Source organism: Paenibacillus terricola (assembly GCF_014779765.1).
Lineage (GTDB): Bacteria > Bacillota > Bacilli > Paenibacillales > Paenibacillaceae > Paenibacillus_T > Paenibacillus_T terricola.
This window is the reverse complement of sequence record NZ_JACXZA010000004.1, coordinates 354,186-368,883: the sequence shown is the minus strand read 5'-3', so window position 1 is coordinate 368,883 and position 14,698 is coordinate 354,186. Positions and strand designations below refer to the sequence as shown.

Genomic DNA, 14,698 nt, shown 5'->3' with positions numbered 1-14,698 from the left:
TAATTAGCAGACGAATCTGCTAATTAGGAACGGCCTTTATGTTCATGTTTCTTTCGAGATCCGGTTGGACAGCAGCAACACAATGAACGAGAGCAGAATCATCGATCCTGACCATGCCCATGCCATCTTCATGCTTCCGCCATCGGAAGCGACGTAGATCGCCGTCGGAATCGTCTGCGTCCGACCTGGAATATTGCCCGCCACCATTAACGTCGCACCGAACTCGCCGAGTCCGCGGCAGAAAGCGAGCAAATAAGCAGATGTCAGCGAGCGGCTCGCAAGCGGCATTGTGATGTAACGAAACACCTGCCACTCATTAGCCCCGTTCGCACGTGCAGAATCTTCTAAGTTCCGATCGACGCCTTCGAAGCCCGTCTTCATCTGACGATAGGCGAGCGGGAATGCCACAACAACTGCAGCAATCGTGGCCGCGCCCCAAGTAAACAAGATCGGCCCGCCCGAAATCGCCTCATACGCTTTGCCGATCCAGCTGCGGCGTCCGAGCAGGACGAGAAGCACCAGGCCTACAACCGTAGGGGGCAGCACAAGCGGCAGCAGCAGAATCGTCTCTAGTATGCTCCGACCGAGGAAACGGGCTCTTGCCATCCATCGTGCCGTTGCCAGCGCACACACGAAAATGATAATGCTGGCGACCAGCGATATTTGAATAGAGAGCCCGATCGGCTCGAAGAAGGTTGACCATTCCACGCCCACGCCACCTACCTACCTCATCTAAGACGGCCAATGATCACGAAGTTTTCCTGATTGGCCTTTGTGTCGACTAATAATTACAAAGCTCCTCAAGAAAGCATATTTAACCTCGAAGCTTGATTAGCTAAGCTTAAATCCGTATTTCACGAAGATCGCATCTGCCTTATCCGACTGTAGGTACGAATAGAATTCTTTGGCTTCAGCTGCATGTTTCGTTTCCTTCACCACGCCTGCCGGATACACGATTGCCGTGTGCACCCCTGGTGCGATATGAAGCGCGATTCGTACTTTCTTGGACGTAAGCGCATCTGTCTTGTAGACGAAGCCTGCATCTACGTTGCCCGTCTCCACATACGTCAGCACCTGACGAACGTCCTTCGCATAAACCAATTTATCTTTGAGCGCGTCCCATACTTGCCGCGAGGTCAACGTTTCCTTCGCATATTGCCCTGCTGGCACCGACTCCGGCTGTCCGATCGCAATTTTCTTGATCGATTTATTCGTCAGCTGTTTCACTGTATTAAACGTAAGCTTGGAGTCCGACGGCACGACCATGACGAGCTCATTCTTCAGCAGCGTCTTATGATCGCTGATCAGCTTATCCTTCACGAGCGCATCCATCTGCTTGGCGCCCGCCGAGAAGAATAGATCTGCTGGCGCGCCTTGTTCGATCTGCTTCTGCAGGGTGCCCGACGATCCATAGTTGAACGTCAGATCAATGTCCTTGTGGTCCGACTCATATAGCTTTGCAATCTCTTCGAGACTGTCCTGTAAGCTCGCTGCAGCAGAGATGATCAGCTCCGTCTTACCGCTAGCCGCCTCTGCCTGCTGGTCTGTTGCATATCGTGATGAAATTACCCCTGTAAGTGTAAATGCGAGTGCGAGCAACAATACAAATCCGATCACTAAACGTTTCTTCGGTTTCAACATGCCTCTCTCCTCCAAGCGTATCTATATGTACTCAAAGCCGATTCTAGCACAACTGGATATGTTTAGATATATCTAGTTATATCTAGTTACGACGATTTCTTTCTGTTTTTCGGAAAATATCAACAATTCTACTCTTGCAATTTATACTAGTTACATCCAAAGGCAAAATAAGTTCAAACCTTTAGCCTGCAAGGCAATGAATTGAGAGTTTCTTCTTCGAAAGCGATACTAATTATTTTTGTCAAAAAGCAGCCGTTTGCGTTCTATCGAAAGGCTAGCAGACGAAGGGGATGCCATTGAAAGCGTCCGCTGCTGACAAGCTAACGGACCAAGATGACGCTATTCCCACGAAATCTCGCCAATCGCTAGTCTAACGGATCCTAGATACGCTATTAATACAATTTCAGTTCAAAACTGCTGCTCATCAGGACAATAGCGCCACTATAGTCCGTTAGAAATCAAACGTGTGCAGGAACGAGAAATAGCGTTACTATGATCCGTTAACGTCAATGCAGCCTGATTGCAACACGTCTCTGTCTCGGCCCGTATGACAAGCCACAATGCCCATGCCTAGTTTCAGATTCAAAATACCGTCACGTCTCTTCCGTCCTGCACTAATAGATGCACCAAACAAACAAAAGCCAATCCATCTCGTCACTTCGTCGATGAAGTAACGGATGGATTGGCTCTCTTGCTTCCCCATTAAGGCTGCGGCTCCTCGTGCTTGGCGTTCTTGACCTTCGGCAGCAGCAGCTGATTCACGACCTCCGACAGGACGAGGCCGACCGCGATCGCCCCGGACATCATGAACGCCTTCGCCGCCAGCGGCAGGGAGTCGTCGTACCGGTTCTCGACGACGCTCCGCATTGCGTCGTATGCGACACCGCCCGGCACGAGCGGTATGATGCCGGCGACGCTGAAGACGATGACCGGTATCCGGTACGTGCGAGCGAACAGCTGCGCTGCGACCGTTACGACCAACGCAGCAATCAGCGTTGCCGGGACGGCATCCAGACGGCGGTCCAGCAGCACGTAGGCGAGCCAGCCGACCATGCCCGTCACGCCGCATGGCAGCAGCGTTCGCTTCGGCACTTGAAACAGGACGCCGAAGGCTGCCGCCGCAATAAGGCTTGCGACGGCTTGTCCAATCAACGGCAGTGCATCATTAACGTACGCGACCATCGTCATGCTGAACCCCTCCTTCTCGTCTTCGCTTCCCACCAACAAACGGACAAATGACTAGCTGTAATACATCGAGAGCACGAATGCGATGCCCGTCCCAATCGCGAACGCAGTTAAGAACGCCTCTGCCCCCTTGGACAAGCCCGATACGAGATGGCCTGCCATTAGGTCGCGCACCGCGTTCGTCAGCAGCAGCCCCGGAACAAGCGGCATGACTGCGCCGATAATGATGCGGTCCAGCTCATGGCCAATCCCTATGCTGACGAATAAACAAGCAAGCGCGCCAACGACAACCGCCGCTAGCAGCTCGGCGAATAACTTCGCCGGCACGTAGCGCTGGAACAGCACAAGCGCCGTGAAGCCTGCGCCGCCAGCAATCGCGGACGGCACAATATCGGCGGCTGTGCCATTGAACATGAGCAGGAAGCAGCCGCTTGCGAGCGTAGCCGACGCCACCTGAAGCAGCGGGCGGTATACCGGCGGCTTGCTGTCGATGTCCTTCAGCAGCGCGCACGCCTCCGCTGGCGTAAGCTCGCCGCGGCTGATCCGCCGGGACACGTCATTAACAAGCGTTACCTTGCGCAGATCATTCGACCGCTCATTAATGCGAATAAGACGCGTCCCTGGCGCCCCGCCGTCAATGGCGAACAGGATGCCGGTCGGCGTCACATAGCTGTGCGAATTGTCCTTGCCGTAGGCAGCGGCAATTCGCATCATCGTATCTTCGACGCGGTACGTCTCGCCGCCGTTCTGCATCATGATTTTGCCGGCCAGCAGACAGACTTCCGTAACCTTGTCCCACGAATACCGATCTTCTACTCCGCTCATCGCCGCCCCCCTCGCTCGCTGCACGATTCTTACTTCGCCTCTGCCTCGCCCGCAATCTCTACAACCGTCTCCTCCGTATCGCGCATATACCGCGCCTCGACCCACTTCATAATGACAAGCGACAAAGCAATCAGCAGCACGATATAGATGAGCAGCTCCGGATTCCGATAATAACGCGCCACGTCATGACCGACGAGCGACACCGCGAACACCATAATGCCTTTGCCGGCCGCGACGGCGAGCAGGAAAGACCTGAACTTCATCCGGGCGAGCGCTGCCGCCACATTGACGACAACGAACGGGCCTACGGGGAAGATACTAAGGATAAAAACATAACTAAAAGCATTGCGCCGCACCCAGCGCAGCCCGTTCTGCACCTTCCGCCGCTGCGCATACCGCTGAAGGAACGGATGGTCCGCAATCCGCCGGACAAGCAGGAACGTAACCAGGCAACCGGCCACAAGGCCCAGCCAGGAATAGAGGAAACCAAGCCATAGGCCATACACCGCTGCATTAACTCCAACGATGACAAGCGTCGGCAGCGGCGGCACGAATGATTTCATAAACGTCAGCGCAACGCCAGGCAGCGGTCCGAGCGACCGATACTGCTCCAGCAGATCCAGCAAATGATCTTTCTCCGTCCAATAGGCAATCCAATCTGACATCGACATCTTATCGCAACCTACTTTCCGATCAACCATCCATATGTACGAGGCTAGCATAGCCTGCTAGTTTACCTTTTATGTAACACGCTGCGATCTCAACTAGAACCGTTCCGCGCAGCGCTGGAACGAAGCCGCCGCCTGCCCTCGCTCCTGCAGCAATTGCTCTCTACGCCCCTCAACTTCCTCCGCAGCAAGCTGACGCTCCAACTCTTGCAGCACCCAGAACGAGAACACTGCTGCGAATAGGCAGTATTCGCGCAGGAATGCTGCCTGCTCAGCCGGGATAATCCCCTCTCCCGCCTGCTGCCAATATGCCGTTAGCAATCGCTCCCATGCCGCATCATCAATCTGCTGAAGCACAGTCCCCGAAGGCAAATCAAGCATGTGATAGAGATCCCAATATGGGCTGTTGCGGTGCACATGCACCCAGTTCGCCACGACGAGATTGCCTGCCGCGGAACGGCCATAGCTGCCTGCATGCAGATCACCATGCGACAGAACATATTTGATCACAGGAGGTTGCTGCTTCGCACGGTCATATACACGCTTCACCAACGCGGCATCTATGCCCAATACGTTCTCACCCTCAGCAGGCCACCAGCTCCAACCCAGCGTCATGATGAGCTCCGCCGCCAGTTCCTCATAGTCGGGCCTTGGCCCCCGCTCACCGCCAAGCGGCAGATCTGCCGTAGGCATCGCATGCCAACGCGCCATATGACCAATCAATTCTACTGCAAGCTGTTCGTCAAAACTATGATCGATCACACCGACATCCTCATAAACGAGCGATGCCGCGTCCTGCTCCTCTGACGATGCATACGCAAGCAGCCGCGGATAAATCGCTGGCAGCTGCTGCAGCACATCCGCATACAGCGCTGCCTCCCGAGCAGCCAGCGCAATGTTGGCGGTCGTCTTCCGAATGACGACTATATCGAGCTCTTGGAGCACGAGCCGTTCTACTACAGTATCGCCAGTCTCGCCGCCGAGCGGAATTCGCTGTGCGATCGCATCCTCGCGTATGGTACCGTCCGCAGCGAGAGCTGGTCTGATGTTCCATTCATTCATGGCTACCCGCACCTATTCCGTTAGATTAGCCCTATTGTAGCACAGCATGACAAGCAGTTGTCTATTGCGCATCATACCTGCCATAGGCACGGGCAAATGACATCATTCGCTGATAGGCGGCCGGATCCAGCTTCCTAAGCGGATGAAACTGCGGATGGTTCGAGTTCACTTCGAGCACCCACAGCTTTCCTTCTCGGTCAAAAGCAAAATCGATGCCCATCTCGCGCATGCCTTGCTTTTTGCCGCTTAGCCATTGGGCCGTATCCAATGCCTTAGCCGTCAACTGCTCTGTCAACGTGCGGCACTTATCCGCATCATAGCCCTTCTCGCGCAGCAGACGCTCCAGCGTCCAGATTTGTCCACCCTGATAATAGTTGGTGACGATGCTGCCGCTGCCGCCGATTTTGGCCATGAACCCGGTACATGTCCACGGTCCGCCCGGCCGCCGCTGAACCATCGCGCGGATGTCGTACGGCTGATCGCTGACATTGTCGATTGCGATTGCCTCCTGAATAAGCATTCTACCCTTGCTAAACGCACGCAGCAGACGATAGGCGTCCCTTGCATCCTTCGCTTCACGCTTCACCTGTCTGCGCCACTGTGTAGAATACAGCATAAACCCGTTCGCTGTGCGAACGAGCTTATGTATGCCGATGCCCATCGACCCGATATCAGGCTTCACATAAACAGCTTCATGCCTCTCCGTCATTGAAGCCAGATTAGATGGCGTCAATAACAAGCTGTGCGGTACGACGGCACGCAGCGTCTCGCTCCCCGCCATATAGCGACAGACGCGAAGCTTTCCCCAGATTGCAGCACTTCGGTAACGTTTGGTGTACATTCTGCTCACCCCGTCCTACCTTATGCGCCTCCTTGTCTAGCTTTGTGTGCGAATCGCGCCGGCCAGAAGCATATTCCGCTCTACATCCCTCTTCGGGTAAGCTTCAGCCCAAGTCAAACAAGCCCACGCTTGTCACCTACCAAGGGTAGACGCTGCGAGGGCTCTATTACACCAACACCAATTACTGCATGATTGCCGGAATCACATATCGATCAATCAATTCGCCGGCCGATGAAGTATCGCGCGAATCCGGATTCGACGTCGCGACGGCGACCAGGTCAAGCTCTGGCACGACCAATACAAGCTGATCTCCATATCCGGTCGCTGCAAAATTAGGATGCGCAACGCCATCCTTCGTCTTCGACTCGCCCAGCCAGAAGAAATAGCCGTAGGAGCCGCCCGAATCTGTCTTGATCTGCTCCTTCGTCGACGCGGCCACCCAATCCTTCGGCACCAACTGCCGGCCTATCCACTCTCCATTATGCAAATACAAATACCCGAATCGCGCCATATCGCGCGGCCGAAGCGTAACCATCGTGCCGCCTGCCGGAATTCCTTGCGGGTCCTTCTGCCAACCGTAATCCTGGATACCTAATGGACCGAGCAAATGCTTCTCTGCATAGGAGATCGTCGATTCACCCGACGCGTGCGTCAACGCAGCGGATAGAAGGTGCGACAGCCCTGTGTTATAGCGGAACACGATGCCGGGCTTCTCCATGGAAGGCTCCTGCAGCACAAAATCAACCCAATTCGAGCTGTTGAACCAATCCATGATCGTATCATCGACTGGCTTGAGCCCGCCTGACATCGTCAGCAGCTGCTTCAGTTGAAGCGGCGCCTGCATCTCGCCACGCTGCTCGTCGGGGAGCAGCGAACCTACATCCTGTTCAACGCCCGTAAATATGCCATCCCGGATCGCGATTCCGGTAAGCGCGGATAGAATGCTTTTGCTGACAGAGAAGACGCCTGCCTGGTCCTGCGCAGTTCGGCCGTGGTAATACTGCTCCAGCACCACCTTCCCATGCCGTACGATCATCAGGCTGTAAAGCCGCTCATGATGCTTGTCGACCTCATCCTGAATGCCTGCAAGCAGCGCCTCATCCATCCCCTCTGCTGATGGCGTCGACGCCTGCCAGAAATCATCCTTCACCCCCTGTGCCTGCAGCAGAGCTGAAACCCCTGGCAGCGTCCCCGAAGATGCCGTCTCCTTAGCAGCAGCTGTTGAATGCTCGGGCTCCGAGTCCCCTGATTGTGAACATCCTGCCGAAATTGTAGTAATGAGTAGTACTGCTGCGAGCGCAGCCAGTCGAATACGCATTCGTCTTGTTCGATTAGCCAACGAGATTCCTCCTTAGAAAGGAATTGCAAACCAACTGTCGAATGTTTTGCTTCAAATAAGATGCATTCCACCGAGGAACCGAATCTTCTCTTCGTTCCTTCGCCTAGATATGTCAATAATAACTAGACAAGCTATATTGGTAATATAAGTCATAATTGGATATCAGACAACTGTACTGACGAACCATTAGTTAAGAAATCCCATATTGATTGGAGGCATGCGTATGACACAAACATCGGGCCCATCAGATTTTCTCGCTTCGGTTGCTGCTAACGGACCGCTGTTCCCTAGCGGCGCGCAGCTTGCCATAGCCGAATGGGAAGCTCCGGGCACACCGCCAGGCGAGGAGCCGATATGGATCGCACCGCTTCATCTGCATCATCAGGATGATGAAGCCTGGTATGTACTGGACGGGCTGCTCTGCGTTCGAATCGGAGACGAGGTTGTGACCGCCAAGCGGGGCGAGGCCGTCATTGTCCCCCATGGAACGCCGCATACGTTCTGGAACCCCTCCATTGAGACAACTCGCTATCTCATCATCATGCAAGGCCAGATTCATCCGCTCATCGAGGCGATACACCGTATGGAACGACGAGATCCCGAAGCGATGAAAGAGCTGTTCCGGCAGTATAACTCTGAACTGTTAGGCTGGTAAGTAATCCAAATAAAAGAGGGTGAATGCGCGATCAAGCGCACATTCACCCTCTTCTCTGTTACAAGCCGAACCAACAGCCAGCCAGCCTCCGCACTGCCTCATCGATCGTTCGCTCCTGAAGCCCGCCAAAGCCGAGAATAAGGAGCGAGTCCGGGCAGGCCATAGGGTTCGCCCACTGCTCTGCAGGCGAATAGACGCGGATGCCTTCCGCTTCGGCCAACGCCATCAGTTCGCTGCGGTTTCTTCCGTGGACATCGAGCAGCAGATGCAGCCCCGCCTTCTGTCCGATGATCGTCACGCGATTCCCCATATGCGCTTGAATCGATTGAATAAGCTGCCGATGCTTCGCCTGATACAACCTGCGCATGCGCCGGACATGCCGCTCCATATGCCCCTCCTGCATAAAATGGCGCACCGCCCGCTGCAGCAGCGGCGATACCGGCGAGCTATAGAGAGCAAGCTGCTTGCGCATGGATGGCCCCGTGAGCGCTTCTGGCATCACGATATAGCTCATTCGGACGCCGGGCAGAAAAGACTTGGACAACGTGCCGAGGTAGATGACGCGTCCTTCGCGATCGAGCGCCTGCAGCGCCGGAATCGGCTGACCTTGATAGCGGAACTCGCTGTCATAGTCGTCCTCGAGAATATAAGCGCCGCATTCCGATGCCCATTGCAGCAGCTGCTGCCGATTATGAACGGTCAGCACGCCCCCCAGCGGGAACTGATGAGACGGCGTCACATAAACGGCGGATATGCCCGAACCATACGCGGACAGCGCCGATACGGAGATGCCGTCGGCTTCAACCGGAACCGGCAGCAGCATGCAGCCGTGGTCAGCCAGCATCGTCCGCGCGCCGTGATAGCCCGGCTCCTCCATCGCAACGGTGCGTCCCGCGAGCGGCAGCAATCGGCACAACAGCGACAACGCTTGCTGCGTCCCCGCCGTCATAATGATCTGCTCCGGTCTACAATTAACGCCTCTCGACTGTGCGAGGTAACGGGCGATCTCTGCCCTCAGCCCTTCATCGCCTTGCGAATGACCATATCCGAACACTTCATGCAGCTCATACTCGAGCGCGGTCTGCATCGCACTGCGCCATGCCTTAATCGGGAACCGTTCCAGCTCGATATGGCCGTATTGAAAATCGAAGTCGATGCTGCGCTGTGGCGGTGGCACTTCTGTTTCAGCACCAACGGCACTGCCGTCGCCGGAAGTGTTAGCCCCGCACGTATGCGATGCTGCTTCCCGAGATTGCTGCTGGGCCACCACCGCAGCCTGTGACCATGCATGCCGCGCCGCAGCATGCATGCCTTCCATTCCGCCAAGAAGTGCCGCGGCCTGCGGAGCCCGTTCCACGGGCAGCGCGCGAAGTCCGCTGCGCTCTCGGCTTTCCACGTAGCCCTCCGCAATCAACTGCTGATACGCGGCCTCCACCGTTATTTTGCTAATATGCAGATGCATACTTAGCGCCCGAATCGATGGCAACCGCTCGCCAGCCTCGATCGTTCCGTTCTCCATGCGACTTCGGGTATAGCGGTACAGCTGCATATACAGCGGCTCGTCGCTTGTCCGGTCCAGCATTGGCGTCAATTCCATCTCGGAAACAGCCCCTAATCTGACCCTATAAGAAACTTGATTTCTGTCCATTTCAACATGGTCAATTGTTATTTAATATGGATTCTAACATATTTCTCAGATGAAAAGGGGCTGCAAGCTATGTATTCTTCGATGCGACTAAAGCTGCGCGAGTGTAACGACGAGGCTGCCATTCAACATTTTCTGGAGCGTGCGGAGACGGGGTTTCTAGGACTGTCCGCTGATGATGTGCCGTACGTGGTTCCGCTTAATTTTGTATGGAGAGAGAACACCATTTACTTTCACGGGGCATCGGAGGGAAGGAAAGCCGACTACATGCGCACCAATGCGCAGGGCTGTTTCACAGTAAGCCAGTCGTACGGTACGCTGACCTCCCCTGTTCCAGCCCATATCGATACCGCTTATATGAGCGTAATGCTGTTCGGCCGCCTGTCGACCGTAGACACGCTTGAGGAGTCGACCGCCGTCATGCAGGCGATGATCGATAAGTACATGCCAGGCTTTTACCATCAGCCGCTGGCCGCGCAGCACCTCGATAAGTACCGTTCTTCGCTCGGAAGCCGTACCATCATCTACAAGCTGACGGTCGAATCGATGTCCGCCAAGTCGAATGCCGTGCAGGAGGAAATGCTGTTCCGCCCCGGCATGACGCTGCGCGATCAGAACACGAAGCATGAACATTAATTGACGATTGTGTGGTAAGTTACACCAACCTGTTGGTTTCCGGCTGTTTTGACGTCCTTCCACCTTGACATTGAGATTCATTCTCATTATGATGATCCATAGTGAATGGACTGATAACGGTATATGCAATCGCGAATCACGCGATTTCAGGAATACACAATGGATCTCAGGGGGAACCACACAATGAAGAAGCAAGGCAAACTTGGCATCGTGCTCATGAGCATTATCATTCTCGCAATGTTCCTGTCGGCTTGCGGCAGCGATAAGAAAGAAGAAGGCAAAGTCGTAACGGACGCAATGGGCCACGAAGTGACGATCCCGGCGAACCCGCAGAAAGTTCTCGCTTCGTACCTCGAAGACCATCTTGCAACACTCGGCGTGAAGCCTGTAGCGCAGTGGTCGGTAGCGAACGGCATTCAAGATTACCTGCAAGCGAGCGGTCTCGAAGGCGTGCCAACGATCGGCTACGACCTGCCGGTTGAGCAAGTGTTAAGCTTCGCGCCTGACCTGATCATCATCGGTTCGGAATCTTCCGTTCAGAACGGTCTGTATGATCAATATGCGAAGATCGCACCGACGTACGTACTCGGCGATGCGGTTAACAACGACTGGCGTGCTGCGCTGACGAAGATCGGCGAACTGCTGAACAAATCGGACGACGTGAAGAAAGCACTCGAGAAATATGATGCGAAGGCAGCTGAGGTGAAGGCGAAGCTGGAAGCAACCGCTCCTGGCCAATCCGCAGCGGCACTATGGTTCGTTGGCAACACGTTCTACATTGTTGACGAGACGAAGGCAAGCGGCAGCATCCTGTACAAGGAACTGGGCGTTAAGATCCCGAACGTTGTAGCGGATCTCCCTGCTGATCAGAAAGCGAACTGGAACAAAATCTCGCTCGAGAAGCTCGCAGTACTGGACGCCGACCATATCTTCCTCGTGAACAGCGACCAAGCAGCATCCGAAGCAGTAAAGAATGACGCGATCTGGAAGAACCTCAAAGCGGTGAAAGAAGGCAATGTACACGAACTGCCTGCATCGAGCAGCTGGCTGTACAGCGGCAGCATCGCGGGTCAACAGATCATGGATGACGTCCTTAAGTACATGGTGAAAGAATAGTATTGGTTTGTTAACTAAAGCAGCATCGTCCGATAACGGCGATGCTGCTTTTGCGTTCAGAATGGCATTCAGCATGGGACGGCATAGCCGCCGCCCAGCCTGCACCCGTGGGGCCTCATCTCACTTATTCGACTCGTCCGTTAAGCGCTGCTGCGCAAGTCGAATCATCTCGCGCACCATCGAACCGCCGATTTTGCCGCCGACGCGGCCTGCATCCTCGGTTGTCAGATTGCCGTTATCGCCATGCTGAAGCGGTACGCCTAACGATTCCGCGACCTCAAACTTCACGTCCTCCGGCCGATTCGGGTCGACCGCATAGCCTTCCTGGCGCATCACTTCCGCTTTGAATGCATCCATGCCCTGCCGTGCCCCAGGCACGAGCAGCCGATTGCGATTCCTTCTTCCCATCCTTGACACCTCCTCGCCGCCATTTAGATAAGATGGCTCTCTTTGCTACCATCTCCAAGCGGCAAGAATTTATGTGCCTTGCGTCTTAGTCATGACGCGCCGCTATTTGCATGGTAGAATAATCCAATATTTATAAATACAACGATAGAGCAAAGGCAGTACGCGTATGTTTGAATTGTCTCGCGATCAATTTTATAAAGCAGCGCCCCTTCTCGACTACGGCCATCCTCACCCTGAAGTACAGTCCATTCTAGAAAACAATAACCCGGGATGGGTATTTGTCGATCAGCCCGACGCACCAAGGACCGCTTTCGTTTGGAGTAAGGGTATGCAAGGGCATTATCTTATTGGGGATGAAACCAATGAAGCTTGTCTCAGCGGACTGGATGCATTTGTTACGACAACGATTGCTCCTAGAATGAAAGATAGAGGTATGAATTATTTCGAAATTTCAGGTCACCACGATAATTGGAACCTGCATTCATTATTTGCTTCAAGAGAACTGCAACAGCCATGGGACCAAATCGTATATGAAACGGCATGTTTTGAGGCGCACACGATGGATACTCCCGATAATCTCCGCGTGGTGAATTTACGTTCGCAGGAATGGAAGCTGAACGAATACGACAATAAGAATTTTGTCTATGATCATATTCATCAGTTCTGGGAAACGGAAGAAGCGTTTGATGAGAAAGGTTACGGTTATGCCGCAATCGAGAATTCCGAAGTCATCGGGGTTTGTTACTCTAGCTTTGTTACAAAGCAAAGGCATGCGGTTGGAGTCGAAACACTTCCTCGGCGCAGCACAGAGGGGTGGGAACCACTCTGGCAAGTCGAGTAATACACGATATCGTCCAGAATGGCTGCACCTGCTATTGGGATTGTTCTCTGAGCAATGAAGCCTCTAATAAGCTGGCACTGCGACTGGGATTGAAGCAGATCCATCATTATCAGTGCTTAGGTTTTTCATTATAAGTTTGGATGTCAAAAAAAGCTGCCCCCCAGCACATTGCGCGCCTGAGGACAGCTCTTTTTTCATTAAACCCTATTACTTCGTCTTCGCGTCAGCGTTCACGTCGGCCGTGTCGATTGCACAGCCATCGTCCGTGCATACGCCAGCGTCGCCGCCGACCGCGTTCACCAGCTTAGCTGGTTTCGCATCTTCCCAAGCTTGGTTAAGCGCCTGCAGGAACGTCTCCGGCGACTGCGCACCCGAAATCGCATATTTGCGATTGAGCACATAGAACGGGACGCCCCGAATGCCGAGGTCATTCGCTTCGTTCTCCTCATCGCGCACCGCTTCGGTGAAGCGGCCGGAGTCGAGTGCCTCCGCCGCTTCCTCGCGATCGAGTCCAAGCTCCGCAGCCAGATTCAGCAGCGTCTCGCGATCGCCCAGATGCTTCGAATCCGTGAAATAAGCGCGGAGCAACAGCTCCGTCATCTCGTTACGCTTGCCATAATGGCCGGCGAAGTGCGACAAACGGTGAGCGTCGAAAGTGTTCGTCAGCACGATAGTATCGAAATTGAACTGCAAGTCCACCGATGCAGCTTGCTGACCGAGGTTCTCGTTCATCTGGATCGCTTTCTCGCGGGTCATGCCATATTTGGTCGCCAACATCTCATGGACGTCATGACCGTAATCCTTCTTCGCAGTCGGGTCCAGCTCAAAGCTGCGATAGTGGACATCGATATGATCCCGATGCTCAAATTGCTCAAGCGCAGCCTCCAGCCGACGTTTGCCAATATAGCAGAACGGGCAGGCGAAATCCGACCATACTTCGATTTGCATTACCGTCTCACTCCTTCGTATCTAAGGCTGCCCGATACGAGGAAGTTTGAACCGAGCGGCGCCTGCAGCGAAACCGTTGTTAGATGGTTCCACTCATCGCTCCACGCGGTGACAGCACTCGTACGGTGCCTATTATTTAATTTCAACCGCAGCGGTGCTATCATCGCCCGGCTCTTCTGCCACCGGCTCTTGATGCGTCTCTACGAACTTAACTGCATTGTACACCAGTACAGCCGCATCTGCACGCGTTACGATCGCTTGCGGGTCGAAATTGCCGTCTTTATCGAGCTCTGCGAGCTTATACAGCAGCGCGCGCTGGATCGTACCTTGATACTCCGTCGTAATGTCGGCTTCGTCGGCAATGTTGATATACATTTTGATCAGCGGGTAATTGCCTGTCTTCTCGAGTCCTTGCACCAGCAAGTGAACGAACTGCTCACGCGTCATCGGCTTCTTCGGATCGATATCCTCAGGCAGATCAAGGCCGTTCGCCTTCGCGTTAATGAAGTCGTTCGCATACCAAGCATTGTCGCTGACATTCTTGAACCAGCCGGACGCCGTTGGCGCCGTGTTGAAATCGATTGCCGCGAGGCTCAGATTCATGCTGCGAACGATAAGCGTAATGCCTTGCGCAGCCGTCAGCGAGTCAGCGGGACGGAATTCAGACGCCGTTACGCCGTTAATAATGCCCTGCGATTGCAAGGATTCGATCTGCTGCTGCGCCGTGCTGCTGCCAATATCGCCAAATGGGGAGGAGGCGAGAGCCTGCCCTGCGAACGGAACCATCAAGGCCACCGCCAATGCCGCGCTAATCATTCTCTTCTTCATGATCATTCTCCTTCGTCCATGTGTTTCGTAAGCTTACATCATCACAGACGAACCACTTGC

The 14,698-nt window shown here is 54.3% G+C and carries 16 protein-coding genes and 1 pseudogene; 4 read left to right on the top strand and 13 right to left on the bottom strand.

What is annotated here, in order from left to right; all coding sequences use genetic code 11:
• Positions 1 to 42: 42 nt before the first annotated feature.
• The 9 genes from modB to H8B09_RS17795 all read right to left on the bottom strand — a co-directional run bounded on the left by modB (position 43) and on the right by H8B09_RS17795 (position 7,561).
• Positions 43 to 708 (bottom strand): molybdate ABC transporter permease subunit, encoded by a 666-nt coding sequence (gene modB, locus H8B09_RS17835; RefSeq protein WP_191204901.1) that lies wholly within the window; start codon positions 706 to 708, stop codon positions 43 to 45.
• Between the two features lie 123 nt (positions 709 to 831).
• On the bottom strand, positions 832 to 1,641 hold the full coding sequence (gene modA / locus H8B09_RS17830; protein ID WP_191204900.1) for a molybdate ABC transporter substrate-binding protein: 810 nt from the start codon (positions 1,639 to 1,641) through the stop codon (positions 832 to 834).
• A gap of 490 nt (positions 1,642 to 2,131) precedes the next feature.
• Positions 2,132 to 2,344, bottom strand: a complete 213-nt coding sequence (locus tag H8B09_RS17825) for a hypothetical protein (protein WP_191204899.1) — start codon at positions 2,342 to 2,344, stop codon at positions 2,132 to 2,134.
• Complete coding sequence (locus H8B09_RS17820; RefSeq protein WP_224753713.1) at positions 2,344 to 2,829, bottom strand: threonine/serine exporter family protein; 486 nt, start codon at positions 2,827 to 2,829, stop codon at positions 2,344 to 2,346. Before H8B09_RS17820 ends, H8B09_RS17825 begins: the two co-directional genes overlap by 1 nt.
• 51 nt (positions 2,830 to 2,880) lie before the next feature.
• Positions 2,881 to 3,651, bottom strand: coding sequence for a threonine/serine exporter family protein (locus tag H8B09_RS17815; RefSeq protein ID WP_191204898.1), 771 nt, complete (start codon positions 3,649 to 3,651; stop codon positions 2,881 to 2,883).
• A 29-nt stretch (positions 3,652 to 3,680) separates the two neighbouring features.
• Positions 3,681 to 4,322 (bottom strand): TVP38/TMEM64 family protein, encoded by a 642-nt coding sequence (locus tag H8B09_RS17810; RefSeq protein ID WP_191205159.1) that lies wholly within the window; start codon positions 4,320 to 4,322, stop codon positions 3,681 to 3,683.
• Positions 4,323 to 4,415: 93 nt separating this feature from the next.
• Positions 4,416 to 5,381, bottom strand: a complete 966-nt coding sequence (locus H8B09_RS17805; protein ID WP_191204897.1) for a phosphotransferase family protein — start codon at positions 5,379 to 5,381, stop codon at positions 4,416 to 4,418.
• 61 nt (positions 5,382 to 5,442) lie between these two features.
• Positions 5,443 to 6,222 carry a YheC/YheD family protein gene (locus H8B09_RS17800; RefSeq protein WP_191204896.1) on the bottom strand — a complete coding sequence of 260 codons (780 nt, stop codon included), beginning with the start codon at positions 6,220 to 6,222 and terminating at the stop codon, positions 5,443 to 5,445.
• Between the two features lie 181 nt (positions 6,223 to 6,403).
• Positions 6,404 to 7,561 carry a serine hydrolase domain-containing protein gene (locus H8B09_RS17795; protein ID WP_191204895.1) on the bottom strand — a complete coding sequence of 386 codons (1,158 nt, stop codon included), beginning with the start codon at positions 7,559 to 7,561 and terminating at the stop codon, positions 6,404 to 6,406.
• A 223-nt stretch (positions 7,562 to 7,784) separates the two neighbouring features.
• On the opposite strand from H8B09_RS17795, the gene H8B09_RS17790 reads away from it, so the two are divergent.
• Positions 7,785 to 8,216, top strand: coding sequence for a cupin domain-containing protein (locus H8B09_RS17790; protein ID WP_224753712.1), 432 nt, complete (start codon positions 7,785 to 7,787; stop codon positions 8,214 to 8,216).
• 58 nt (positions 8,217 to 8,274) lie between these two features.
• Here the strand turns inward: H8B09_RS17790 and pdxR are convergent, their stop codons facing one another.
• Positions 8,275 to 9,813 (bottom strand): MocR-like pyridoxine biosynthesis transcription factor PdxR, encoded by a 1,539-nt coding sequence (gene pdxR / locus H8B09_RS17785; protein ID WP_191204894.1) that lies wholly within the window; start codon positions 9,811 to 9,813, stop codon positions 8,275 to 8,277.
• A 120-nt stretch (positions 9,814 to 9,933) separates the two neighbouring features.
• On the opposite strand from pdxR, the gene H8B09_RS17780 reads away from it, so the two are divergent.
• Together H8B09_RS17780 and H8B09_RS17775 are read left to right on the top strand one after the other, a co-directional pair.
• Positions 9,934 to 10,497 (top strand): pyridoxamine 5'-phosphate oxidase family protein, encoded by a 564-nt coding sequence (locus H8B09_RS17780; protein WP_191204893.1) that lies wholly within the window; start codon positions 9,934 to 9,936, stop codon positions 10,495 to 10,497.
• Between the two features lie 183 nt (positions 10,498 to 10,680).
• Positions 10,681 to 11,613 carry an ABC transporter substrate-binding protein gene (locus H8B09_RS17775; protein WP_191204892.1) on the top strand — a complete coding sequence of 311 codons (933 nt, stop codon included), beginning with the start codon at positions 10,681 to 10,683 and terminating at the stop codon, positions 11,611 to 11,613.
• A 120-nt stretch (positions 11,614 to 11,733) separates the two neighbouring features.
• Here H8B09_RS17775 and H8B09_RS17770 read toward each other — a convergent pair whose 3' ends face one another.
• On the bottom strand, positions 11,734 to 12,021 hold the full coding sequence (locus H8B09_RS17770; protein ID WP_191204891.1) for an alpha/beta-type small acid-soluble spore protein: 288 nt from the start codon (positions 12,019 to 12,021) through the stop codon (positions 11,734 to 11,736).
• Between the two features lie 166 nt (positions 12,022 to 12,187).
• On the opposite strand from H8B09_RS17770, the pseudogene H8B09_RS17765 reads away from it, so the two are divergent.
• A pseudogene (locus tag H8B09_RS17765) lies at positions 12,188 to 12,996 on the top strand (GNAT family N-acetyltransferase).
• A 73-nt stretch (positions 12,997 to 13,069) separates the two neighbouring features.
• On the opposite strand, the gene H8B09_RS17755 reads toward H8B09_RS17765, so the two are convergent.
• Both H8B09_RS17755 and H8B09_RS17745 read right to left on the bottom strand, forming a co-directional pair.
• Positions 13,070 to 13,810, bottom strand: a complete 741-nt coding sequence (locus H8B09_RS17755) for a DsbA family oxidoreductase (RefSeq protein ID WP_191204888.1) — start codon at positions 13,808 to 13,810, stop codon at positions 13,070 to 13,072.
• Between the two features lie 132 nt (positions 13,811 to 13,942).
• On the bottom strand, positions 13,943 to 14,638 hold the full coding sequence (locus H8B09_RS17745; RefSeq protein WP_191204886.1) for an S-layer homology domain-containing protein: 696 nt from the start codon (positions 14,636 to 14,638) through the stop codon (positions 13,943 to 13,945).
• Positions 14,639 to 14,698 lie beyond the last annotated feature (60 nt).

Bases quoted from the DNA above. Each gene is read 5' to 3' on its own strand.
- modA (WP_191204900.1), bottom strand. From the start codon at position 1,641: ATGTTGAAACCGAAGAAACGTTTAGTGATCGGATTTGTATTGTTGCTC.
- H8B09_RS17825 (WP_191204899.1), bottom strand. From the start codon at position 2,344: ATGGGGAAGCAAGAGAGCCAATCCATCCGTTACTTCATCGACGAAGTG.
- H8B09_RS17820 (WP_224753713.1), bottom strand. From the start codon at position 2,829: ATGACGATGGTCGCGTACGTTAATGATGCACTGCCGTTGATTGGACAA.
- H8B09_RS17815 (WP_191204898.1), bottom strand. From the start codon at position 3,651: ATGAGCGGAGTAGAAGATCGGTATTCGTGGGACAAGGTTACGGAAGTC.
- H8B09_RS17810 (WP_191205159.1), bottom strand. From the start codon at position 4,322: ATGTCGATGTCAGATTGGATTGCCTATTGGACGGAGAAAGATCATTTG.
- H8B09_RS17805 (WP_191204897.1), bottom strand. From the start codon at position 5,381: ATGAATGAATGGAACATCAGACCAGCTCTCGCTGCGGACGGTACCATA.
- H8B09_RS17800 (WP_191204896.1), bottom strand. From the start codon at position 6,222: ATGTACACCAAACGTTACCGAAGTGCTGCAATCTGGGGAAAGCTTCGC.
- H8B09_RS17790 (WP_224753712.1), top strand. From the start codon at position 7,785: ATGACACAAACATCGGGCCCATCAGATTTTCTCGCTTCGGTTGCTGCT.
- pdxR (WP_191204894.1), bottom strand. From the start codon at position 9,813: ATGGAATTGACGCCAATGCTGGACCGGACAAGCGACGAGCCGCTGTAT.
- H8B09_RS17780 (WP_191204893.1), top strand. From the start codon at position 9,934: ATGTATTCTTCGATGCGACTAAAGCTGCGCGAGTGTAACGACGAGGCT.
- H8B09_RS17775 (WP_191204892.1), top strand. From the start codon at position 10,681: ATGAAGAAGCAAGGCAAACTTGGCATCGTGCTCATGAGCATTATCATT.
- H8B09_RS17770 (WP_191204891.1), bottom strand. From the start codon at position 12,021: ATGGGAAGAAGGAATCGCAATCGGCTGCTCGTGCCTGGGGCACGGCAG.
- H8B09_RS17755 (WP_191204888.1), bottom strand. From the start codon at position 13,810: ATGCAAATCGAAGTATGGTCGGATTTCGCCTGCCCGTTCTGCTATATT.
- H8B09_RS17745 (WP_191204886.1), bottom strand. From the start codon at position 14,638: ATGAAGAAGAGAATGATTAGCGCGGCATTGGCGGTGGCCTTGATGGTT.